Origin of the sequence: Streptomyces chryseus (assembly GCF_014650755.1) — a bacterium.
GTDB lineage: Bacteria > Actinomycetota > Actinomycetes > Streptomycetales > Streptomycetaceae > Streptomyces > Streptomyces chryseus.
Genome location: NZ_BMVO01000006.1, coordinates 280,445 through 301,780, shown reverse-complemented (window position 1 = coordinate 301,780; position 21,336 = coordinate 280,445). Strand labels below are relative to the sequence as shown.

22 protein-coding genes are annotated in these 21,336 nt (G+C 71.7%); 7 read left to right on the top strand and 15 right to left on the bottom strand.

The genetic code is table 11. The features are described 5' to 3' along the window. Positions 1-84: 84 nt before the first annotated feature. The 7 genes from IE185_RS13550 to IE185_RS13520 all read right to left on the bottom strand — a co-directional run bounded on the left by IE185_RS13550 (position 85) and on the right by IE185_RS13520 (position 8,446). Positions 85-1,242 carry an aldose epimerase family protein gene (locus IE185_RS13550; protein WP_189715190.1) on the bottom strand — a complete coding sequence of 386 codons (1,158 nt, stop codon included), beginning with the start codon at positions 1,240-1,242 and terminating at the stop codon, positions 85-87. Positions 1,243-1,275: 33 nt separating this feature from the next. Further along, complete coding sequence (gene mmsB, locus IE185_RS13545) at positions 1,276-2,514, bottom strand: multiple monosaccharide ABC transporter permease (protein ID WP_138898668.1); 1,239 nt, start codon at positions 2,512-2,514, stop codon at positions 1,276-1,278. A gap of 3 nt (positions 2,515-2,517) precedes the next feature. Then, positions 2,518-4,038 (bottom strand): multiple monosaccharide ABC transporter ATP-binding protein, encoded by a 1,521-nt coding sequence (mmsA, locus tag IE185_RS13540; RefSeq protein ID WP_138898670.1) that lies wholly within the window; start codon positions 4,036-4,038, stop codon positions 2,518-2,520. 38 nt (positions 4,039-4,076) lie between these two features. After that, positions 4,077-5,183: a multiple monosaccharide ABC transporter substrate-binding protein gene (chvE, locus tag IE185_RS13535; RefSeq protein ID WP_138898669.1), complete on the bottom strand. Its 1,107-nt coding sequence runs from the start codon at positions 5,181-5,183 to the stop codon at positions 4,077-4,079. A 6-nt stretch (positions 5,184-5,189) separates the two neighbouring features. After that, complete coding sequence (locus IE185_RS13530; RefSeq protein WP_189715188.1) at positions 5,190-6,179, bottom strand: hypothetical protein; 990 nt, start codon at positions 6,177-6,179, stop codon at positions 5,190-5,192. Between the two features lie 108 nt (positions 6,180-6,287). Next, on the bottom strand, positions 6,288-7,301 hold the full coding sequence (locus IE185_RS13525) for a zinc-dependent alcohol dehydrogenase (protein ID WP_189715186.1): 1,014 nt from the start codon (positions 7,299-7,301) through the stop codon (positions 6,288-6,290). Further along, a complete protein-coding gene (locus IE185_RS13520; RefSeq protein WP_138898267.1) occupies positions 7,298-8,446 on the bottom strand; it encodes a mandelate racemase/muconate lactonizing enzyme family protein in 1,149 nt (382 codons plus the stop codon). The genes IE185_RS13525 and IE185_RS13520 overlap by 4 nt, the downstream gene beginning before the upstream one ends. 203 nt (positions 8,447-8,649) lie before the next feature. Here IE185_RS13520 and IE185_RS13515 point away from each other — a divergent pair, with 203 nt between their 5' ends. The 4 genes from IE185_RS13515 to IE185_RS13500 all read left to right on the top strand — a co-directional run bounded on the left by IE185_RS13515 (position 8,650) and on the right by IE185_RS13500 (position 11,936). Beyond that, positions 8,650-9,420: an IclR family transcriptional regulator gene (locus IE185_RS13515; protein ID WP_138898268.1), complete on the top strand. Its 771-nt coding sequence runs from the start codon at positions 8,650-8,652 to the stop codon at positions 9,418-9,420. Beyond that, the gene (locus IE185_RS13510; protein ID WP_138898269.1) at positions 9,417-10,265 is read left to right on the top strand and encodes an SMP-30/gluconolactonase/LRE family protein; all 849 of its coding nucleotides are present in this window, start codon (positions 9,417-9,419) and stop codon (positions 10,263-10,265) included. Before IE185_RS13515 ends, IE185_RS13510 begins: the two co-directional genes overlap by 4 nt. Positions 10,266-10,377: 112 nt before the next feature. Further along, a complete protein-coding gene (locus tag IE185_RS13505) occupies positions 10,378-11,475 on the top strand; it encodes an NADH:flavin oxidoreductase/NADH oxidase (RefSeq protein ID WP_138898270.1) in 1,098 nt (365 codons plus the stop codon). Positions 11,476-11,582: 107 nt separating this feature from the next. Continuing rightward, positions 11,583-11,936 (top strand): ArsR/SmtB family transcription factor, encoded by a 354-nt coding sequence (locus IE185_RS13500; protein WP_138898271.1) that lies wholly within the window; start codon positions 11,583-11,585, stop codon positions 11,934-11,936. A 56-nt stretch (positions 11,937-11,992) separates the two neighbouring features. On the opposite strand, the gene IE185_RS13495 is transcribed toward IE185_RS13500, so the two are convergent. Further along, positions 11,993-13,354 (bottom strand): FAD-dependent oxidoreductase, encoded by a 1,362-nt coding sequence (locus IE185_RS13495; protein WP_189715184.1) that lies wholly within the window; start codon positions 13,352-13,354, stop codon positions 11,993-11,995. A 138-nt stretch (positions 13,355-13,492) separates the two neighbouring features. Between IE185_RS13495 and IE185_RS13490 the strand changes: the two genes are divergently transcribed. Then, the gene (locus tag IE185_RS13490) at positions 13,493-13,993 is read left to right on the top strand and encodes a DUF6214 family protein (protein WP_138897894.1); all 501 of its coding nucleotides are present in this window, start codon (positions 13,493-13,495) and stop codon (positions 13,991-13,993) included. 14 nt (positions 13,994-14,007) lie between these two features. Here the strand turns inward: IE185_RS13490 and IE185_RS13485 are convergent, their stop codons facing one another. Beyond that, on the bottom strand, positions 14,008-14,691 hold the full coding sequence (locus tag IE185_RS13485) for a DUF305 domain-containing protein (RefSeq protein WP_138897895.1): 684 nt from the start codon (positions 14,689-14,691) through the stop codon (positions 14,008-14,010). A 177-nt stretch (positions 14,692-14,868) separates the two neighbouring features. Between IE185_RS13485 and IE185_RS13480 the strand changes: the two genes are divergently transcribed. Next, positions 14,869-16,356 carry an LVIVD repeat-containing protein gene (locus IE185_RS13480; protein WP_138897896.1) on the top strand — a complete coding sequence of 496 codons (1,488 nt, stop codon included), beginning with the start codon at positions 14,869-14,871 and terminating at the stop codon, positions 16,354-16,356. Here the strand turns inward: IE185_RS13480 and IE185_RS13475 are convergent. The 6 genes from IE185_RS13475 to IE185_RS13450 form a co-directional block, all read right to left on the bottom strand. Continuing rightward, positions 16,344-16,985 (bottom strand): TetR/AcrR family transcriptional regulator, encoded by a 642-nt coding sequence (locus IE185_RS13475; protein ID WP_138897897.1) that lies wholly within the window; start codon positions 16,983-16,985, stop codon positions 16,344-16,346. The genes IE185_RS13480 and IE185_RS13475 overlap by 13 nt on opposite strands. Before the next feature lie 156 nt (positions 16,986-17,141). After that, positions 17,142-17,837, bottom strand: a complete 696-nt coding sequence (locus IE185_RS13470; protein WP_138897898.1) for an HAD family hydrolase — start codon at positions 17,835-17,837, stop codon at positions 17,142-17,144. Further along, positions 17,834-18,520 carry a phosphatase PAP2 family protein gene (locus IE185_RS13465; RefSeq protein ID WP_189715182.1) on the bottom strand — a complete coding sequence of 229 codons (687 nt, stop codon included), beginning with the start codon at positions 18,518-18,520 and terminating at the stop codon, positions 17,834-17,836. Before IE185_RS13465 ends, IE185_RS13470 begins: the two co-directional genes overlap by 4 nt. 58 nt (positions 18,521-18,578) lie before the next feature. Next, positions 18,579-19,514 (bottom strand): M56 family metallopeptidase, encoded by a 936-nt coding sequence (locus IE185_RS13460; RefSeq protein ID WP_138898504.1) that lies wholly within the window; start codon positions 19,512-19,514, stop codon positions 18,579-18,581. Between the two features lie 86 nt (positions 19,515-19,600). Beyond that, entirely contained in the window at positions 19,601-20,206 is a 606-nt protein-coding gene (locus IE185_RS13455) for a DUF5134 domain-containing protein (protein ID WP_138898505.1), read from the bottom strand. Positions 20,207-20,300: 94 nt separating this feature from the next. Beyond that, the gene (locus IE185_RS13450) at positions 20,301-20,687 is read right to left on the bottom strand and encodes a VOC family protein (protein ID WP_138898506.1); all 387 of its coding nucleotides are present in this window, start codon (positions 20,685-20,687) and stop codon (positions 20,301-20,303) included. Positions 20,688-20,757: 70 nt separating this feature from the next. Here IE185_RS13450 and IE185_RS13445 point away from each other — a divergent pair, with 70 nt between their 5' ends. Beyond that, positions 20,758-21,309, top strand: a complete 552-nt coding sequence (locus tag IE185_RS13445; RefSeq protein ID WP_138898507.1) for a GNAT family N-acetyltransferase — start codon at positions 20,758-20,760, stop codon at positions 21,307-21,309. Positions 21,310-21,336: the final 27 nt, after the last annotated feature.

Here is a 21,336-nt window from a genome sequence, read left to right as displayed (position 1 = left end):
AAGCTCCTGGCCACAGCCAGTTGATCACTTGTGTTGCAACGACCCCTGGAATTCGCCGACGGCAGGGGGCTTCGGCGTGCGTCGTCAGCGCGCGGAGAACGTGTGCACCGTGGTGGAGCGGTACGTCGTTCCCGGGCGCAGCACCGTCGAGGGGAACGACGGCTGGTTGGGGGAGTCGGGGAAGTGCTGCGACTCCAGGCACAGCCCGTCGCCCTGGCGGTACAGCCGCCCGGACGTTCCCGCGAGCGTGCCGTCGAGGAAGTTGCCGCTGTAGAACTGCATGCCCGGCTCGGTCGTGTACATCTTCATCACCCGTCCCGACCCGGGATCGGCGAGCGTGAGAGCGTACCCGGGAACGGTCGTGACGCCCTTGTCCAGCACCCAGTTGTGGTCGAGCCCCTTCCCGTACAGCACCTGCTGGTGCGGCGTCCGGGCCCGCTCGCCGATCGTCCTCGCCCGACGGAAGTCGAACGGCGTTCCCGAGACGCGCGCCAGCTCGCCGGTCGGTATGAGCGTGGCGTCGACGGGCGTGTAGCGGGCGGCGGCCATCTCCAGCGTGTGGCCGTCGACGGAGCCACTGCCCTCGCCCGCGAGGTTGAAGTAGGTGTGGCTGGTGAGGTTGGCGACCGTCGCGCGGTCCGTGGTGGCCTCGTAGTCGATCCGCCAGGCGCCCCGTGCGGTCAGCATGTACGTGACCTTCACCTTCAGCGTGCCGGGGTAGCCCATCTCGCCGTCCGGACTGATCCGCCTGAGGACGAGCCCCCGGTCCGATCCCCGGCTGAAGGGCTCCACGTCCCACACCTGCTTGCCGAAGCCCTTGTCGCCGCCGTGCAGGCTGTTCGGGCCGTCGTTCACGGGAAGCTGGTAGGTGCGCCCGTCGAGAGTGAACCGGCCCTTCGCGACGCGGTTGCCGTAGCGACCGATCAGCGCGCCGAAGTACGGCGACCGGGCGACGTAGTCGTCGAGGTTGCCGAAGCCCAGCGAGGCGTTCGCCGTCGCGCCGCGGCGGTCCGGGATCTCCAGGGACTGGACGATGCCGCCGTACGAGAGGACCTTCAGCCGGGTGCCGCCGTTGGCGACGGTCCAGCGGTACACCTTCGTGCCGTCGGCCAGCCGGCCGAAGAGCTCCCGTGCGGGGGGCTTCGCGCCGGACGCGGCGTGGGCCGTCCCCGCCCCCGCCAGCCCGGCGGCCGCCACGCCCGCCGCCGCGCCCGCCAGTACCGTGCGTCTGCTCGTGCTCATCTCTACGACTCCTCAGGAAGGTGGTGCACGGAGTTACGAACCGACCTTGCGCTTGTTCCACACGTCGAACCCGACCGCCGCCAGCAGCACCAGTCCCTTGATGACCTGCTGGTAGTCGGTGCCGATGCCGACCAGCGACATGCCGTTGTTCAGCACGCCCAGCACCAGACCGCCGATGATCGCGCCGAAGACCGTGCCGACGCCGCCGCTCATCGACGCGCCGCCGATGAACGCCGCCGCGATCGCCTCCAGTTCGAAGTTGACCCCGGCCTGCGGTACGCCCGCGTTGAGCCGGGCCGCGTACACGACCCCGGCCAGGGCGGCGAGCACGCCCATGTTCACGAACACCAGGAAGGTGACGCGCTTGTCCTTGACGCCCGACAGCTTCGCCGCCGCCTGGTTGCCGCCGAGCGCGTACACGTGCCGGCCGACGACCGCGTTGCGCATCACGAACCCGAAGCCGATGAGCAGCACCGCGAGCAGCAGGAGCACCACGGGCACGCCCCGGTAGCTGGCCAGCGTCAGGGTGAACGCGAGAACGGCCGCCGCCATGGCCACGCACTTGGCGAGGAACAGGGAGCGCGGCAGCACGTCCAGCTCGTAACTCAGCTGCCTGCGCCGGTCGCGCACTTCCTGCGCCAGCGCGAAGACGAGCAGCCCGAGCCCCAGCAGCAGGGTGAGGTTGTGGTAGTTGGTGTCCGGGCCGAGGGACGGGAGGTACCCCGTGGAGATCTTCTGGAAGCCCTCGGGGAACGGGCCGATGGACCGCGAGCCGAGGAAGATCTGCGTACCGCCCCGGAAGAGCAGCATGCCGGCCAGCGTCACGATGAACGACGGGATGCCGACGTACGCGATCCAGAAGCCCTGCCAGGCCCCGGCGAGGGCCCCGATGGCCAGCGCGATCACGGTGGCGAGCACCCACGGCACGTCGTGCTCGACCATCATCACCGCGCACGCGGCGGAGACGAACGCGGCGAGCGAGCCGACCGAGAGGTCGATGTGCCCCGAGATGATGACGATCATCATGCCGATGCCGAGGACCAGGATGTAGCTGTTCTGGAGGACCAGATTGGTCACGTTGTTCGGCTGCAGGAGTACGCCGTCGGTCCAGATCGCGAAGAGCACGACGATCAGCGCGAGGGCGATGAGCATGCCGTACTGGCGCATGTTGCGGCGCATGGTGTCCAGCAGCAGCGTGCTGACCGCGGAACCGCGCGGTCCGGGCGGAGCGGTGTGCCGCTCCGGCTTCTCGGTGGTGACCGGGCTGCCCATCACTTACCTCTTGTCCATGGTCATGTGGCGCATCAGTACTTCCTGGGTCGCGTCCGCGCGCGCGATCTCGCCGGTCAGCCGGCCGGCGGACATCGTGTAGACGCGGTCGCACATGCCGAGCAGTTCGGGGAGTTCGGAGGAGATGAAGACGACGGCCTTGCCCTCGGCGGCGAGGCGGTCGATCACGCTGTAGATCTCGAACTTCGCGCCCACGTCGATGCCCCGGGTCGGCTCGTCGAGGATCAGCACATCGGGCCCCGCGAAGATCCACTTGCTGAGGACGACCTTCTGCTGGTTGCCGCCGGAGAGCCGTCCGACCTGCTCGAAGACGGTCGGCGCCTTGATGTTCATGCTGCGCCGGTACGACTCGGCGACGCGGGTCTCCTCGTGCTCGTCGACGACGCCGCGCCGCGCCACCTTCGGCAGGGCGCTGAGGGTGATGTTGCGGCCGATGGTGTCGATGAGGTTGAGGCCGTAGTGCTTGCGGTCCTCGGTGACGTACGCGATGCCGTGGCCGATCGCCTCGGGGACGGTCCTGGTCCGGATCTCCTCGCCGTCCTTGAGGACGGTGCCGCTGATGTTCCTGCCGTACGACCGTCCGAAGACGCTCATCGCGAGTTCCGTGCGGCCGGCTCCCATCAGCCCCGCGACGCCCACGATCTCGCCCCGCCGGACGTGCAGGGACACCCCGTCGACGACCTTGCGCTGCTGGTCGATCGGGTGGTGCACGGTCCAGTCGCGGACTTCGAGCGCGGGCCGGGCGCCGGGATCTCCTTCGTACGGGGTCCGCTCCGGGAAGCGATGGTCGAGGTCGCGGCCGACCATGCCCCGGATGATCCGCTCCTCGGTGGTCTCCGGGGCCCCGACGTTCAGTGTCTCGATGGTCCGCCCGTCGCGCAGGATGGTGACCGAGTCGGCGACCGCCGCGATCTCGTTGAGCTTGTGGGAGATGATGATCGAGGTGATGCCCTGTTCCTTCAGCTCCCCGATCAGCCGCAGGAGCTGGGCCGAGTCCGCGTCGTTGAGCGCGGCCGTCGGCTCGTCGAGGATCAGCAGCTTCACCTCCTTGGCCAGCGCCTTCGCGATCTCCACGAGCTGCTGCTTGCCGACCCCGATGTCCGCGACGCGGGTCTGCGGATGCTCGCGCAGGCCCACCCGCCGCAGGAGGGCCGCCGCGTGCTTCAGCGTCTCGTTCCAGCTGATGACCCCGCGCCGCGCGTGCTCGTTGCCGAGGAAGATGTTCTCGGCGAGGGAGAGGTACGGCACCAGGGCCAGCTCCTGGTGGATGATCACGATGCCGTGCGCCTCGCTGGCCCGGATGTCCTTGAACGCGCAGTGTTCGCCGTCGAAGAGGATGTCCCCCTCGTAACTCCCGTGCGGATGCACGCCGCTGAGGACCTTCATCAGCGTCGACTTGCCGGCGCCGTTCTCCCCGCACACGGCGTGCACCTCGCCGCGCGCCACGGTCAGCGTCACGTCGGAGAGCGCCTTCACGCCGGGGAACGTCTTGACGATCGAGCGCATCTCCAGGACGGGTGGCGACGCGGGCGCCGGGCCCGCCGTCACAGGTCGCTCGCCTTGATGTAGCCGGAGTCGACCAGGACGGACCGGTAGTTGCTCTTGTCGACGCTGACCGGGTCGAGGAGGAAGGCCGGCACGACCTTCTTCTCGTTGTCGTACGTCTTCGTGTCGTTGACCTCGGGCTTCTTGTCGTTCAGCACGGCGTCGGCCATCTGCACGGCCTGCTTGGCCAGCGCCCGGGTGTCCTTGTAGACGGTCTGCGTCTGCTGCCCCGCGATGATCGACTTGACCGACGCGACCTCGGCGTCCTGACCGGTGACGACGGGGTACGGCTTGGCCGCCGTGCCGTAACCGTCCGACTTGAGCGCGGACAGGATGCCGATGGAGATGCCGTCGTACGGGGAGAGGACCGCGTCCACGTCCTCGGAGCCGTACGCCTTGGTCAGCAGGTCGTCCATGCGCTTCTGCGCGGTCCCGCCGTCCCAGCGCAGCGTCGTGACCTGGTCGAGCTTGGTCTGGCCGCTCCGTACGACGACCTGCCTGCTGTCGATGTACGGCTTCAGGGTCTTCCAGGCGCCCTGGAAGAAGTAGCCGGTGTTGTTGTCGTCGGGCGAGCCGGCGAACAGCTCGATGTTGAACGGCCCCTTCTCGCCGCCGTCCTTCAGCCCGAGCTTGTCGATGATGTACGTCGCCTGCAGGACGCCGACCTTCTCGTTGTCGAAGGAGGCGTAGTAGTCGACGTTCGGGGTGCCGAGGATGAGGCGGTCGTAACTGATCACCTTGACGCCCTGGTCGGCGGCCTGGCGCAGTACGTCGCCCAGGGCGCGGCCGTCGATGGCGGCGACGACCAGCACGTCCACGCCCTTGGTGATCATGTTCTCGATCTGCGAGACCTGCTGGTCGACGTCGTCCTCGCCGTACTGGAGGTCCGTCTTGTAGCCGAGCTTCTCGAACTGCTCGACCATGTTGTCGCCGTCGGCGATCCACCGCTCCGAGGACTTCGTGGGCATCGCTATGCCGATCGTGCCGTTGCCGGCGGACTTCTTCTCCTTGCTGCCGCCCTCGGCGTTCTGCCCGCAGGCGGCGAGGGAGAGGGCGAGCGCGGTGGCGGTGAGGGCGGTCGCGGCCCGGTAGGTGCGTCGCATCATGACGGATCAGTCCTTCGCGGGGGTGGGGACGGCGGTGGTCGTGGTCGGGAAGCGGTGCAGGGGGCCGGGAAGCCGGGAGCCGAGCGGGGACATCCCGCCGTCGGCGCCGTGCCGGGCGAGCAGATCGAGTACGAGACGGCCGCGGCGTACGCGCTCACGGGCGCCGGCCAGGGCGGTGTCGCGCATCTGCGCGCCGTACGGGTAGATGCCGGGGGACTTCGACAGGCCGAACTTGAGGTAGAGGGGCGCGCCGCGCCGGATCAGCTCGGCCGTCTCGTACATGCGGATGTAGCCGCCGAGGTCGTCGGGCGCCTCCACGTAGAGGTCCATCGGCGCGCGGCTGGCCCGGCGGATCTCGGTGAAGTGGGTGAGCGCAAGGTCGGAGGGGATGTTGACGGAGTCGGCGCCGAGCCGCTCGTAGACGGCGTACGACGCGGGATTGACCGGGCCGATCAGCGCGGACACCTTGAGGGTGGTGTCGGCGGGCAGCAGACCGTCGGCGCGCAGCCGGTGCAGCGTCCACAGCACCCCCTCGTCGGCGACGAGCAGGCACCTCACGCCGAGCGCGGTCGCCCGCAGGGCGTCCTCGACGCACCCGGCGAGCGCGTCGTGGCCACGGGCCCGCAGCCCGGCCCCGCCCGAGTCGGTGCGGGTTGCGGCGCCGATGTCCCAGGTGCCGCGCGGTCCGGTGAACAGGCAGAGCTCGACGTCGCGTTCGGCGCAGGAATCCACCATCTCGGTGATGTCGGCGTCGGTGAGCATCCAGACGCCGCTGCCCTGGCTGATGCGGTGGACGGGTACGTCGAGGCGCGCGCTCTCCTTCAGAACGGCGGCGAGTGCCTCGGGACCTTCCACGGACGGGACCTCGGTGCGCCAGGTGCCGCCGTCGGGGAAGGTGTGCGGGGAGGCGTCGGCGGGGTGGTCGTCCGGCGCCCGGTGCCCGATGCGGGCGAGGGCTTCGGCGCCGGGGCGGCGGGGGGTCGAGCGGGCTGTCACGAGACTCCTCGATGCTGGTGTTCGGTATTTCGGACGAAGTTCGGGCGGGTGGGTACGACGAGGCCGCCCCGCCGGGGGCGGCGGGGAGAGCGCGCTCCCCGGCCGCCCCTACGGGCGGAGCAGCACCTTCCCGGTCTTCGGATCGCCGCCGCCGACGAGCGCCACCGCGTCGGCGAACCCCTCCAGGGGGAACTCGTGCGTGATCAGCGGCCCGGGGTCGATCAGGCCGGCCCCGAACGCCCGCACGGCGAACGACCACGCCGACGACGGGGCCCCGAACACGGACCGCACGGTGAGCTGGCTCAGCGACAGGTGCACCGGATCGATCCCCGTCGCCCCCGGCGTGAACATCCCGGTGAGGACCACCCGGCCGCCCCGCCGGGCCAGCAGGCACGACGACGCGGCGGTGGAGGGCGCTCCGGCGGTCTCGACCACCAGGTCGTACCGGCCCGCCAGTTCGGCCGCCTCCCGCGGAGCGAAGGCTTCGCTCGCCCCGAACTCCAGTGCCCGTGCCCCCCGTTCCGCACGCGGGTCCACGACCGCCAGCTCCCCGGGGCTCCCGGCGGCCAGCAGCTGTACCGCCAGCAGCCCGAGCGTCCCCGCCCCCACCACGGCCACCCGCTCGCCCGCCTCCGCCCGCCCCGCCCGTACGGCGGCGGCCACCACGGCGGCCGGCTCCAGCAGCGCCGCGGCCCGCAGGTCCGCGTCGTCGGCGAGCGGATGCAACAGCCGGGCCGGTACGACGACATGGTCGGCGAAGGCGCCGGGCCGGGTGAAGCCCGTCTCGTCGTACCCCGCCGCGCACAGCGACGTGTCGCCGCTCCGGCACCGCCGGCAGATGCCGCAGTTGCGGAACCCCTCGGCCACCGCCCCGCGCCCCACCAGCCCCGCGTCGACGCCCACGCCCACCGCGTCCACCGTCCCGGACCACTCGTGCCCGGGAACCACCGGATAGCGCACGTACCCCGCGTCGCGATGGCCGTCGTACACCTCCCGGTCGCTCATGCAGATCCCGGCGGCGGCCACCCGCAGCCGCACCTCGCCGGGCCCGGGCTCGGGCGGGGGGCCGGATTCCAGCCGGTGCTCGCCGGGCCGCTCGATCACGACCGACCGGCTGTTCACTTCGGTTTCCTCCGCTCCCAGCCCTCGGCCCACAGGTCGAACCGCGCCTGCTGCTGTGGGAATTCGGCGGCGGCGTCCACGTCGAGCTCGACGCCCAGACCCGGGGCGTGGGACACCGCGAAGTAGCCGTCGACCACCTCGGGCGCTCCCCGCACCACCTTCTTGATCTCCGCGTCGGCGAAGTCGTTGAAGTGCTCCAGGATCTTGAAGTTGGGTGTGCAGGCAGCCAGTTGGAGGCTCGCGGCGGTCAGGACGGAACCGCCCACGTTGTGCGGCGCGATCTGCACGTAGTGGGTCTCGGCGGTCGCGGCGAGTTTGCGCGCCTCCAGGATGCCGCCGATGTGGCCGAGGTCCGGCTGGATGATGTCGGCCGCCTGGGACTCGAACAGTTCGCGGAACTCGATCCGGTCGTGGACGCGCTCTCCGGTGGCGACGGGCATGTCCACCTTGGCGGCGACCTTCTCCAGCGCCTTGAGGTTCTCCGGCGGGACCGGTTCCTCCAGCCACGCCGGCCGGAAGGGCGCCAGCTCGTGCGCCAGCCGCACCGCCGTGGCGGGGGAGAAGCGGCCGTGCATCTCCAGCATGAGCTCGGCGTCCGGGCCGATCGCGTCCCGTACGGCCTCGATCAGCGACACCGCGTACCGCGTGGCGGCCTGGTCGAGTTCGTAGTGCCCGGTCCCGAACGGGTCGATCTTCAGTGCGCGATAGCCCCGCTCGACGACCGCCCGCGCGGCGTTGTGGTACGCCTCGGGAGTGCGTTCCGTGGTGTACCAGCCGTTGGCGTACGCCTTGACCTTGTCGGTGACCTTGCCGCCGAGCAGCTGCCAGACCGGTACGCCGAGCGCCTTGCCCTTGATGTCCCAGCAGGCCATCTCCACGACGGCGATGCCCGACATGACGATCTCGCCGGCCCGCCCGTAGTCGCCGTACTTCATGCGGCGCACCAGGTCCTCGACGGCGAACGGGTCGGACCCCGCGATGTGGTTGGCCTCCGCCTCGCGGAGGTAGCCGAGCAGCGCGTCGGTGCGACCGAGCATCCGGGTCTCTCCGACGCCGGTGAGGCCTTCGTCCGTGTGGACGACGACATAGGTGAGATTGCGCCAGGGTGTCCCGACGACATGGGTGGTGATTCCCGTAATACGCAAGGCAGTTGCCCCTCGGAAGTGTTCGAGATTTCGTCACACGTTCGAAATGCTGGCGTGACCGTAATCAGCGGCTCCCGGGGGTGTCAATGGCTCGCGCAGGGTGAAGCGCTGCCCATTGCCGAGCGAACCGGCCTGTGGTTAGCCTGTGTTCGTCATACCGGCCAATGGTCGGAGTTTCGAACGGAAGGGGTGGGTGGCCGATCATGGGACGACTGGTCCCGGCGGTGACGAGGTCGCTGGACATACTGGAGCTGTTCCTGGAGGGGGACGGCACCCTGTCCGCGCCCGACGTCACACGCAAGCTCCAACTGCCCCGCACGACCGTGCACGAGCTGCTCACCACGCTCGCCGCGCGCTCCTACGTGGTGCCCGTGCCCGACCAGCCCGGCCGCTACCGGCTGGGGGTGCGCACGTACCAGCTCGGCAGCCGGTACGCCGAACAGCTCGACCTCGCGGCGGAGGGGCAGCAGGTGGCCCGTGAGGTGGCCGAGACCTGCGACGAGACCGTGCACGTCGCCATCCTGGAGGACGCCGACGTCATCTACATCGCGAAGGTGGACTCCACGCACGCGGTCCGGATGGTCTCCGCCGCCGGCCGCAGGCTTCCCGCCCACTGCACTTCCGTCGGCAAGATGCTGCTCGCCTCACTGCCGGAGGCGGAGCTCGAAGCACGGGTCGACGGCCGGTCGTTCGCCGCCATGACACCCAACAGCATCACCGATCCGGACGAACTGCGCACCGCCCTCGCCCAGATCCGGGAGCGCGGCCTGGCGTTCGAGCACCGGGAGTCGAACCCGGACGTGAGCTGTGTGGCCGCGCCGGTGCGCGACAGCGCGGGGCGGGTCGTGGCCGCGCTCTCCATCTCGGTGCCCATGATCCGCTGGAACGAGGCGCGGGAGGCCGAGCTGGCCGAGCTGGCGGCCAAGGGCGCGGCCGACCTGTCCGTCCGCCTGGGCCACCGGGTCCGGTCGTGACATCCGGGGCCGTACGCGTCGCGGTGCGCGAGCGGGCGTCGCTGGGCGAGGGGCCGACCTGGGACGCGGCGGCCGGCCGGCTGATCTGGGTGGACATCCTGTCCGCGCGGGTCCACACGTACGACCCGGTGAGCGGCCGCCGTACGGTCATGGCCACCGAACAGCACGTCGGCGCGGCCAAGCCGCGGGCGGGCGGCGGCCTGGTCGTCAACCTCCGTGACGGCGTGGGGCTGTACGGGCCCGGCCCGGCCTTCTCCTGGCTGGTGCGCGACCCCGCGCCCGGCCGCCGCGGCAACGACGCGGCCGTGGCACCCGACGGGGCGCTGTGGGCGGGCACCATGCGGTACGACGAGGCGCCCGGCGGCGGCGGTCTGACCCGGATAGCACCGGACGGCAGGGCGACGCGGGCGGTGTCCGCCGCCGTAAGCAACGGCACGGGGTGGAGCCCCGACGGGCGCCTCATGTACTACGCCGACTCGCCGACCCGTCGCGTCGACGTCTTCGACATGGCCGGTGAGCGCGCGGTGAACCGGCGCGCGTGGGTGACGGTGGAGGAGGGGGCGGGCTACCCGGACGGGCTGACCGTCGACGCGGACGGCTGCGTGTGGGTGGCGCTCTGGGACGGCGCGGCCGTCCGCCGCTACACACCGGACGGCCGGCTCGACCGGGTCTTCGCGCTTCCCGTGCGCCGCCCCACGGCCTGCGCCTTCGGCGGCGCGGACCTGCGCGACCTGTACGTCACCACGGCCCGCACCGGCCTCGCTCACCCGCATCCCCTCTCCGGCTCCCTGCTGGTCCTTCCGGACGCGGGCCGGGGGCTGCCCGGCACGCCCTTCGGGGGCTGACCCGGGTCCGCCTTGTACGAAGGGCTTCGTAATTTCACGGTCGTCGTAGTACGGTGTGTATCGTACTAAGCGCATCGATCCGGCTGCCCCCGGCTGAAACGGAGTCCTTCTCGTGAGTGCCCTCTTCGAGCCCTACACCCTGCGTTCGCTGACCATTCCCAACCGGGTCTGGATGGCGCCCATGTGCCAGTACAGCGCGGAGGTGTTCGGGCCGAACGCCGGAGTGGCGCACGACTGGCACCTCGCCCACTACGGCGCCCGCGCCGCCGGCGGCACCGGTCTGATCCTGGTCGAGGCCACGGCGGTGAGCCCCGAGGGCCGGATCAGCCCCGCCGACCTCGGGATCTGGAACGACCGTCAGGCCGAGGCCCTCAGCCGCGTCGCGTCGTTCCTGGAGAGCCAGGGCACGGTCCCCGGCATCCAGCTGGCGCACGCCGGACGCAAGGCGTCGACGGACCGCCCCTGGCGCGGCGGGGCGGCCCTGGTCACGGGACCCGAGGCGTGGCAGCCCGTCGCCCCCAGCGCGTCGGCGTACGACGAGAGCCACGCGGTGCCCACATCACTCACGACGGATCAGATCAAGGAAGTCGTCGGCCAGTTCGCCGACGCGGCGCGGCGCGCCCTCGCCGCCGGCTTCAAGGTGGTCGAGATCCACGGCGCCCACGGCTACCTGATCGGCGAGTTCCTCTCCCCGCACAGCAACCACCGCACCGACGAGTACGGCGGCTCCTTCGAGAACCGCACGCGCTTCGCCCTGGAGGTCGTGGACGCGGTGCGGGCCGTGTGGCCCGAGGATCTGCCGCTGTTCTTCCGCGTCTCCGCCACCGACTGGCTGAGCGAGAACGACGAGGACGAGCGGACCGGCTGGACCGGCGACGACACCGTCCGCCTCGCCCGCGAACTGCGGGCACACGGCGTCGACCTCCTCGACGTCTCGACCGGCGGGCTCGCGCCCGGCGCGCGGATCCCCGTCGGCCCCGGCTACCAGGTGCCGTTCGCCGAGCGGGTCCGTACCGAGACCGGCCTGCCGGTCGCCGCGGTCGGCCTGATCACCGACCCGGTGCAGGCCGAGAAGATCCTTGCCGACGGCCGGGCGGACGCCGTGCTGCTCGGCCGGGAGCTGCTGCGCGACCCCTCGTTCGCCCTCCACGCGGCACGCGAACTGGGCGGCGAGGTGCACACGCCCGACCAGTACCGGTGGGCGATCTGAGGTTTCGCGGGCCGGGCGGGTGCGGTGCGCGCGCCGCACCCGCCCGCCAACGGCTGTAATTACGAAGAGCGTCGTACAATGGGTTCCCCGGACGAACTGGAGACGCCGTGACCACCGCCACGAGCACGCGTGAACTCGCGCACCCCACGCGCGACGAGATCCGTCTCGAAGGGGTGCTGCACGCGCTCTCCGACCCGATGCGTCTGCTCATCGTGCGCGAGATGGCGGTGGCCGAGGCCGACCTGGCCTGCTCGTACTTCACCCTTCCCGTGACCAAGTCGACGACCACCCACCACTTCCGCGTCCTGCGGGAGAGCGGTGTGATCCGCCAGGCCTACCGGGGTACCGCCAAACTCAACGGGCTGCGCCGCGAGGACCTGGACGCGCTCTTCCCGGGCCTCATCGAACGCGTCCTGGAAGCGGCCGCGCTGGAGGCGGACCGGCTCGGCACCGACGACTGAGCGGCCCGGGTGGCTGAGCGGCAGGGGCGCCGAGGCAGAGAGCGCGCCACGCCCCCTCAGCCGCCCCCGTGCGCGGCCGCCAGCAGCCCCGCCCAGTCGTGCAGCTTCACCGAACGGCGGCCCAGCGAGACGCCCAGCGCCGCCTCCGCCGCCTCGATCGCGCGCCAGTCGTTCCACACCACCGGACGGACCCCCGACTCCCGCAGCGCGGCGAGCGGGTCGTCCGCGACCGGGCGCGCGGCGAGCGCCGGCGCGTCCGCGAGCAGCGAGGCGACCGTCTCCTTGGCGCACGGCCGGTTGGTGCCGATGACGCCGGTGGGCCCCCGCTTGATCCAGCCCGCCACGTACTCGCCCGGCGACGTCGTGCCGTCCCGCAGCACACGCCCCGCGGCGTGCGGCACCGTGCCGTTGCCCTCGTCGAACGGCAGCCCGGCGAGCGGAGCCCCCCGGTAGCCGACCGAGCGCAGCACGAGCTGCGCCTCGATGTCCTCGTAGGCGCCCGTGCCGCGTACGCCGCCGGCGCCGTCCGGCACCGTGCGCTCGAAGCGCACCCCCGCCGCCCGTCCGTCCGCCTCCAGCACCTCCACCGGCCGCAGGAAGAACCGCAGCCGGACGCGGCGCGCCCGCTCCTCGCCGCCCCCCGCGGCCCAGGCCCTCAGCACTTCCACGTTGCGCCGGTTCACGGCGGGCAGGGCCACCGCGGCGGCCGACTCGGGATCGGCGTACGCCGGATCCAGGGCGAGCTCCTCGGGACGTACGACCACACCGGCGTCCGGGAGCGTGCCCAGCTCCCGCAGCTCCTTGGTGGTGAACTTCGCCTGCGAGGGGCCGCGTCGGCCGACCACGTGCACGTCGCGCACCCGGCTGTCCGCCAGCACGTCGAGCGCCGGCTGGGGCACGTCCGTGTCCAGCAGCTCGTGCGCGCCGCGCGCCAGGATCCTGGCCACGTCGACCGCCACATTGCCCACGCCGATGACCACGGCCGAACGCGCGCCCAGCGCGAAACCGTTCGCGGACGCGTCCGGGTGCGCGCTGTACCAGGAGACGAAGTCGGTGGCCGAACAGCTCCCGGGCAGGTCCTCGCCCGGAATGCCGAGCCTGCGGTCGGTCGCCGCGCCGACGCAGTACACCACGGCGTGGTACAGCTCCAGCAGCCGTGCGCGGGTGAGGCCGGCGGCGCCCACCTCGGCATGGCCGACGAAGGTGATCCGCTCGTGCTCGAGAACGGTGCGCAAACTGCCCTGGAGCGACTTGATCTTCTCGTGGTCCGGGGCCACGCCGTACCGGACCAGTCCGTACGGACAGGGCAGCCGGTCCAGCACGTGCACCCGCACGTCCGGCACCGCGTCCTGCTGTACGAGGGACTGTGCGGCGTAGACCCCGCTGGGGCCTGAACCGATCACTGCGACACGAAGCACGGCGGGGGCTCCTTCCCGCAAGGGCCTCCAGCATGGCACCGATCGGCGGACCGGGGGAGATGCTCTGAGGGAGTGCCTTGCAGCGTCCCGCGTGCGCGCCGTGGCGGGCCCCGCGCGAGGTGGGGTTATCTTCTCACCGTGCTGGAAAGTACCTTTTTTAACGTTAACAACCATTATGAACCGAATGCGGCTGCGCCGGAACGGCCCGCCTGGTTCAACGTCCGCCTCACCTTCGCCGACGGCGCCACGATCGACGTCCTGGCCGCGATGTCCGCCCAGCGGATCACGGTGGAGGAGGTACGCGCGGACCTGCCGCTCGACGGCTTCACGGTGGCCGCCGCATGGGTCGAAGGGCCGCTGGGCGGCGGCTGCCGCGTGGTCGCCGAGGCCCCTGGGGCGGCCGCCGAAGCGGTACCCGAGCAGAAGCAGCCGCCCGCCGGGCGGGCCCGCCCGGCCTGGCCCGGCGGCCGCGCCGGGCGACGCATCGCCGCCGAGGCGTACCGGGCCGCGCAGCAGGCGGGGCAGGATCCGGTGCTGGCGGTGATGTGCGCGACGGGGCGCAGCAGGCGCCGGTCGCTGAGGCTGATCGCCGGCGCGCGCGACGAGGGGCACCTGTCGCCCCGCCACCACCGCCGCTAGGCGCCCCGCCGCGGCTACCGCATGTCGCGCATCCGGCCGATCTCGGCGCTCTGCTGCGCGATCACGTCCGTCGCCATCTCCTCGACCTGGACGTTGTTCCCCTGCGCGAGCACCTCGGTCGCCATGGTCACCGCGCCCTCGTGGTGCACGGTCATCAACGTCAGGAAGAGCCGGTCGAAGTCCTTGCCCTCGGCCTCGCGCAACCGCGCGAGCTCCTTGCCGGTGGCCATCCCCGGCATCGCCGTGTGGTCGTGCCCGCTCTTGTGCTTGTCGCCGTCGTTGTTGCCGAGCCAGCCCCGCATCGCGTCGATCTCCGGACGCTGGGCCGCCGCGATCCGCTCGGCGAGGCGCTTGACCTGCGTGGACCGGGCCCGCTTCGGGGCGAGTTCCGTCATCACCAGCGCCTGGCCGTGGTGCTCGATCATCATGTGCGCGTAGCGGTAGTCCGCCCCGTTGGGCGAGCCGTCGGGCAGTGACTTCGCCGCCTCCTCGGCCGACATGGTCTTCGCCGGCTCGCCCGGCTTCCCCGGCGCGACCACCGAAGGGCCCCCGCCCGCCTTCGTGTTCGGCGCGTGGGCCCCGCCGCCCGAATCGCACGCGCCGAGCCCCAGGACGGCGACCGCGGCCCACGCGACCGGGACGGCCGCGCGGGCGATCCGGGGTCCGCGGGCGCGCGTGGTCTGAGGGCGGATCAACACGGCGACCTCCTGGGGCACATGGGGTGATTGATGTCCGTTCTTAGCACGCTTGTGCACGCCACTGATCAAAAACTTTCATCACGTCTTCGTTGCCATCTGTTGAGATGTGCATGCAAACGACGATACTGCCGGGGTGTATGAACCGTTCAACTAAGAACGGACACAAGGGAGGACGCAGTGACCTCGTTGCACATCACCCGCGTGCGGCGCAGACGCCTGGGCGTGGCAACAGCCGCGGCAGGGCTGATCGCCACGCTGCTGACGGCGGGCCCCGCGGCCGCGACCCCCGACCCGGGAGACGCGCCCGCGAAGAAGAAGAGCCTGACCACCTCGCAGCAGGCGGAAGCCAGGGCCGCCATCGAGAGCGGCGAGATACCGGGCGTGGACGAGATCGTCCACAGCAAGAACATCGAGCATGTGGCGAACGTGCCCAAGGACGCCATCAAGGGAACCAACTCGGACCTGGCGTTCCAGGGCAAGTACGCCTTCGCCGGCAACTACGACGGCTTCCGGATCTTCGACATCAGCAACCCGAAGGCTCCGAAGACGGTCTCCCAGGTGCTGTGTCCCGGTGCGCAGAACGACATCTCCGTCTCCGGCGACCTGCTCTTCCTCTCCACGGACTCCTCGCGCAACGACAACTCGTGCGCGAGCACGTCGCAGCCCGCGACGGAGAAGTCCTCCTGGGAGGGCATGAAGATCTTCGACATCAGCGACAAGAGCAACCCGCAGTACGTCGCCGCCGTCGAGACCGCCTGCGGCTCGCACACGCACACCCTGGTGCCCGAGCGCCGCGACATCTACGTGTACGTCTCCTCGTACTCGCCGAGCGACACGTTCCCGGACTGCAAGCCTCCGCACGACGGCATCTCCGTCATCAAGGTGCCGCGCCGCGCCCCGGAGAACTCCGCGATCGTCGACTTCCCGGTGCTCTTCCCGGACGGCGGCAACCCGGGCGCGCCCACCAACCCGGGCGTCTCCAAGACCACCGGCTGCCACGACATCACCGTGCTGCCCTCGAAGGACCTGGCCGCCGGCGCCTGCATGGGTGACGGCATCATCTTCGACATCGAGGACCCGGAGAAGCCGCGGGTCATCGACCGCGTCCAGGACAACGTCAACTTCGCGTTCTGGCACTCGGCGACCTTCAACCAGAAGGCCGACAAGGTCGTCTTCACCGACGAGCTCGGCGGCGGCGTCGGCGCCACCTGCAACGAGGCCACCGGCCCCACGCGCGGCGCCGACGGCATCTACGACATCACCGGCAAGGGAGACAAGCGCAAGCTGGTTTTCAGGAGCTACTTCAAGATCGACCGCCACCAGGCCCCCACCGAGAACTGCGTCGCCCACAACGGCTCGCTGATCCCGGTCAAGGGCAAGGACATCATGGTCCAGGCCTGGTACCAGGGTGGAGTCTCGGTCTGGGACTTCACCGACTCGGCCAAGCCCGAGGAGATCGCGTTCTTCGAGCGCGGCCCCGTCAGCGACACCTCCGCGGTCACCGCCGGCTCCTGGTCGGCGTACTACTACAACGGCTACATCTACTCGAACGACATGGCCAAGGGCTTCGACGTACTGAAGCTCAACGACAAGCGCACCGACGGCGCCAAGAAGGTCCGGCTGCACGAGCTCAACGTGCAGACGCAGCCCGACTACCGCCGCTGACCCACGATGCGTGTACGGGTGCCGCCGGGCGGTTCTCCGCCCGGCGGCACGCCGAGCTCCCAGTCCAGCCCGTACCGCTGGAACAGTTCGGCGCGCAGGCTGGCGAGCGGCATCGGCGCTCCCGGCAGCAGGAGGGCGAACACCGCGCCCATCAGCAGGGCGCGCAGCAGCGGATAGTCGGCGTCCACGTCCGGCGATCCGTAGCGGGCCACGGCGCCTCGCAGCAGTTCCGCGAGCCGCTGCTGTTCGGGACACCGTACGAAGCCCTCGGCCTGCAGGATGCCCGCCATGTGGGTGCGCATGAGCACCGGGTGGTCGCACGCGAGGCCGAGTACGGCGTCGATCGCGCGAGCCAGCGGTTCCCGGCCGTCCTCGGTGCGCGGCTCGCGCGCCAGGGCCGCTTCCAGCGTGCGGTTCATCAGACGGTGAACGGCCGACTGGAGCAACTGCCTCTTGCCCGGGAAGTAGTACGAGATCAGTCCGCGCGCCGAGCCGGCCCGGTCCGCGATGTCGCCGAGCGTCGTCGCCTCGTATCCGCGCTCCCCGACGAGCTCCACGGTCGCCTGCAACAGCCGTTCCCGGGAACGGCGACGCAATTCTTCATTGACCGATGCGCTGCGCGGGGACATCCTGTAACTCCTGCGTTGACTGGCCCGGAGCCAATATACTCAGTGGTCCCACGACAGGCGCTTCACGGGTCCGTCGTGGGCTGGCCGTCTGTATCCGGCGGCGCGGGGGACCGCCGGATACAGACGGCCAGCCATGCCCTGCGTCTGCCGCGCGCCTCAGCCCAAGAGCCGCAGCACCGGGCGGAGCCCCGCGGGCCGCTCGTCGGCCGGCAGGTGGTCCACGAAGTGCACGGCGCACCCCAGTTCCGCCGCGCCGCCGTCGGCGGGCCGGCTGTCGCCGACCATCAGGACGTCGCACGGGTCGTGACCGATCGCCTCGCAGGCCAGAGCGAACAGCCTCGGGTCCGGCTTCTGGATGCCGTGCTCGTACGACAGCACGTACGCGTCCACCCACCGGTCGAGGCCGTGCGCCCGGAAGACCGGCCGCAGGTCCCAGCCGATGTTGCTGACGACGGCGACGGCGACGCCCCGCCGCCGCAGTTCCCCGAGCACCTCGGCGGCGTCCGGATACGGGCGCCAGGCCGCCGGCGTCATGTGGCGCTCGTACAGGGCGTCGTACAACCCGTCGTCGGGCAGGGCGACCTGGCGGGCGAGGCCCGTGTACGCCGCGCGATGGCGCTCGGCGCTCACGTCGCGCGTCGCCCACAGCTCGGCCAGACGCGGCGGAACGCGCCGCGGAGGGGCGCCGCCGGGCAGTGCCCCGGCCTCCTCCAGCCGTGCGGCGTACCGCGCGAAGTCGTCCGGCGGAACGGACACGCCCCGCGCGTCGAGGACCGCGCGCAGCCACATCTCGGTCGGTTCGATCCTGAGCAGCGTGCCGGAGAAGTCGAAGAGCGCGCCCTTGACGGTCATGCGGACGATCCTTCCCGGGAAGCGGTCCAACGACCGTACGCCACCGTCGAGAGCGCCACGACGGCCGCTCCCAGCAGCCAGCCGCCCAGCACGTCCGACACCCAGTGCACGCCCAGATAGACTCGGGTGAGGCCGACGCCGATCCAGGACACCGTCCCCACGACCAGCACGGCGATCCGCAGCCGGGGGGCCGTGCCGAGCAGCCCCAGCACCCACACGAGCAGTCCGCAGGTGACCATCGCGGTCATCGCGTGGCCGGACGGCCATGCCGAGAAGTGGGCCGAGTCGACCGGGTCCGGCCACACCGGCCGCTCGCGGCCGACCGCCGCCTTGAGGCTTTGCTGTACGAGCGCGCCGACCGCACTGGTGACGGCGATCCACAGCGCCAGCAGCCGCTCCCCGCGCCGGATCAGCCACACACAGACGACGGCCACCAGCGCACGCATGGTCCACGGGTCCCACACCCAGTCCGACAGGATCCGGTTGGTCCGCGTGACGGCGGGGTGCCCGACGGCCGAGTCGTGCAGCGCGTCCCCGACCGTGCGGTCGAACGAGACGAGCGGACGCCACTCGGTGACGACGAGCAGCAGCAGGGCGACGCACAGACCGGTGAGGACGAGTGCCGCGCGTGTGAACGCGGGACGGGCGGGGCGGGACGGCGGGGCGTACGGGGAGGAGCGCATGGAAAGATCCTCGCCCACCGCCGACGCCGGGGGCCAACCCCCCTCCTCCGTCGTGCGGCTAACCCAGCGCGCTGAGCCCCGGCCCGAACGCCACCAGCAGCGGTACGACGGGCACGAGCGAGGCGGCGGCCGTCAGCCGCAGCCGGCGGCCCGCGGTGAGCCGGGGCGCCGCCGCGAGCAGCCGGTCGACGCGCTGCGGCAGCTCGGCGTGCGGGGTCGGACACGGGCCGAACACCCCTCGGTCCTCGTTGAGTTCGACCAGGGCCAGGGCGATCGTCAGCCGGCCGAAGCGCCGGGACGCCACGTCGTCGGCGGCCAGCTCCACCAGCCGGTGCATCTCGTCGCGGAACGCCGCGAACACCGGAACCTGCGGAAAGCCGACCGCCAGAGCGGACGCGCAGTGCAGCAGCCAGTCGTGCCTGGCCCTCACGTGACCCTGTTCGTGGGCCAGCACGGCGTCGAGCTGGTGGCCCTTCAGGCGCCGCAACGCGGCCGTGGTGACGACCAGTCGGGGCGTGGCGCCGGGGAGCCACCACGCGTCCAGGCGTTCACCCTCCAGTACGACGAGCCGGTCGCCGCCGGGCTCCTCGCCGGGCAGCAGCGGCGCCCGCACCAGCAGGTCCGCGCGTCGCTGCCCGCGCCGCCTGCGCGCATCGCGGATCTCCCGGGTCAGCATCGCCGCCGTCCACGCCCCGCCGCACGCCAGCAGCACCGCGATGACCGCGGACCAGGGCCCGTACGCGGCGAGGGCGTACGCCTCCACCACGCCGTGCGGGGCCGGTGCGAAGATCTGGCCCCGTACCGCCTTCCACGCGGCGGCCGCGCTGAACGTCATCGACAGGCCGAAGCACAGCAGCACGGCGGCCACGACGCAGTGCCACACCCACAGGGCCACCACGGGCTCCCGCTCCCGCCAGTCGGCGCGCGACATCAGCCGCGGGGCCGCGACGGCGGCGACGACACCGAGCAGCAGCAGTGCGAAGGAGACCGTCATGCGCGCCAGCCTATGAGCGCGGCCCTACTCCCGGGTATGGTCTCGGCGTTCAAGTGACGCAGGACACGGTTTCGCCGCGTGGCCGCTCAGAGCGTGAGCAGCATCGCGATCATGCCCAGGCCCATGGCCACCCGGCAGGCCGGCACCAGCTCCGGCCGCGCGCCCCGGTCTGCCGCCCCGCAGGTTCGCGCCGCCCCGCTGGTTTTTGCCGCCGCACCGGTTCCCGCCGGCCCGGCAGTGACGGGCATCAGCCGCACCCCCGAGCGCAGGACGTACGCGGCGTAGTACAGCAGCAGCGCACCGGTCAGCAGCGGCACACCGCCGGCCGCGTACCCGGCCGTGTGCCCCGAGTGCCCGGAGGCCCCGCCGCCGGGCAGCATCGCCAGGGCCATGTAGACCATGGCCAGCGACCCCACCACGTGATGCGCGTGGACGGCGCCCGCCCGTGCCTGCCACAGCCCCCGCAGCGCGGCCCCGCCGAACACGGCGGCGTACAGCACCCATCCCCATGCCGGCGGCGCGAGCACGGCGGCCGGCACCGCCATCGCCGCCATCCCGAACGCCATCAGCGCCTCACCGGCCGCCTCTTCACGGTGCTCCCACCTGCCGCCGCGCAGGCGCGGCAGGCAGTACGCGCCGGTCGCGGCGCACAGGGCCACGAGCAGCCAGCCGGACAGCGTCTGTCCGTGCACGGCGTACCTCCCGATCGACGGTGTCCGTCCCGTCGATGCCCATGCGCGCGTGCCCCTACGCGAGCGCACGGGGGTGCACGGGAGCGCGCCGGGGTCAGGGGCGGTAGCGCAGGGGGTGGTCCGCCGGTACCTCGACGACGGCGACGCGCACCCCGTCGGGGTCGGCGATCCACATCTCGATCAGCCCCCAGGGCTCCTTCACCGGCGGGCGCAGCACCCGCACACCGCGCGCCGACAGCTCCTCGTACGCCGCCGCCGCGTCCGCGACCTGGAGCCACAGCTGGAGGCCGGGGGAGGGAGGGGTCTCGGAGCGGCCGGAGACCTCCAGGAAGCCGCCGCCGAGGAAGTACACCGTTCCGCGCTCGGGGCCCGTGCCGAACTCGCGGTACACGGCCAGGCCCAGGGCCTCGCCGTAGAACGCGCGGGAACGCTCGGGATCCGTGGGCCGCAGAAGCGTCCTGCTGCTCAGTACATGCACCATGCATCCGGACCCTAGCGCGGGTTAGGCTCGGGGCGCCCGACCCGACGTACAGATCTGGAGAGCGCCCCTCATGGAGACCACCCCGCGCCCGGCCCCCTCGGAGCTCACCTTCCGCGACGCGACGGAGGCGGACGCGGACGCGCTCGTCGCGCTCATCGAGTCGGCGTACCGGGGGGACGCGAGCCGTGCGGGCTGGACCACGGAGGCCGACATCCTGGAGGGGCAGCGGACCGATCCCGAGGGCGTCCTCGACGTGATCAAGTCGCCGGACAGCCGGCTGCTCACGGTCGAGCGGGATGGCGTACTGGTCGCCTGCTGCCAGCTGGAACACCGGGGCGCGGCCGCGTACTTCGGGATGTTCGCCGTCCGCCCCGCCCTGCAGGGCGGGGGCCTCGGAAAGGTGATCATCGCGGAGGCGGAGCGGACGGTGCGCGAGGTCTGGGGCGCGCGCGAGATGCACATGACGGTGATCTCGGTGCGGGACGACCTGATCGCCTGGTACGAGCGGCGCGGATACCGCCGCACGGGCCGGATGACGCCCTTCCCGTACGGCGACGAGCGCTTCGGCGTGCCGCAGCGCGACGACCTCCGGTTCGAACTGCTGGTGAAGACGCTGGGGTGAGGCGGCGCGGGGGCGGGCGCCGTGGCG

What these genes read in the sequence shown, in the direction of transcription:
- IE185_RS13550 (WP_189715190.1), bottom strand. Translation starts at nt 1,242, where the DNA reads ATGAGCACGAGCAGACGCACGGTACTGGCGGGCGCGGCGGCGGGCGTG.
- mmsB (WP_138898668.1), bottom strand. Translation starts at nt 2,514, where the DNA reads ATGGGCAGCCCGGTCACCACCGAGAAGCCGGAGCGGCACACCGCTCCG.
- mmsA (WP_138898670.1), bottom strand. Translation starts at nt 4,038, where the DNA reads ATGCGCTCGATCGTCAAGACGTTCCCCGGCGTGAAGGCGCTCTCCGAC.
- chvE (WP_138898669.1), bottom strand. Translation starts at nt 5,183, where the DNA reads ATGATGCGACGCACCTACCGGGCCGCGACCGCCCTCACCGCCACCGCG.
- IE185_RS13515 (WP_138898268.1), top strand. Translation starts at nt 8,650, where the DNA reads ATGGGACGACTGGTCCCGGCGGTGACGAGGTCGCTGGACATACTGGAG.
- IE185_RS13475 (WP_138897897.1), bottom strand. Translation starts at nt 16,985, where the DNA reads ATGTCCCCGCGCAGCGCATCGGTCAATGAAGAATTGCGTCGCCGTTCC.
- IE185_RS13470 (WP_138897898.1), bottom strand. Translation starts at nt 17,837, where the DNA reads ATGACCGTCAAGGGCGCGCTCTTCGACTTCTCCGGCACGCTGCTCAGG.
- IE185_RS13465 (WP_189715182.1), bottom strand. Translation starts at nt 18,520, where the DNA reads ATGCGCTCCTCCCCGTACGCCCCGCCGTCCCGCCCCGCCCGTCCCGCG.
- IE185_RS13460 (WP_138898504.1), bottom strand. Translation starts at nt 19,514, where the DNA reads ATGACGGTCTCCTTCGCACTGCTGCTGCTCGGTGTCGTCGCCGCCGTC.
- IE185_RS13450 (WP_138898506.1), bottom strand. Translation starts at nt 20,687, where the DNA reads ATGGTGCATGTACTGAGCAGCAGGACGCTTCTGCGGCCCACGGATCCC.
- IE185_RS13445 (WP_138898507.1), top strand. Translation starts at nt 20,758, where the DNA reads ATGGAGACCACCCCGCGCCCGGCCCCCTCGGAGCTCACCTTCCGCGAC.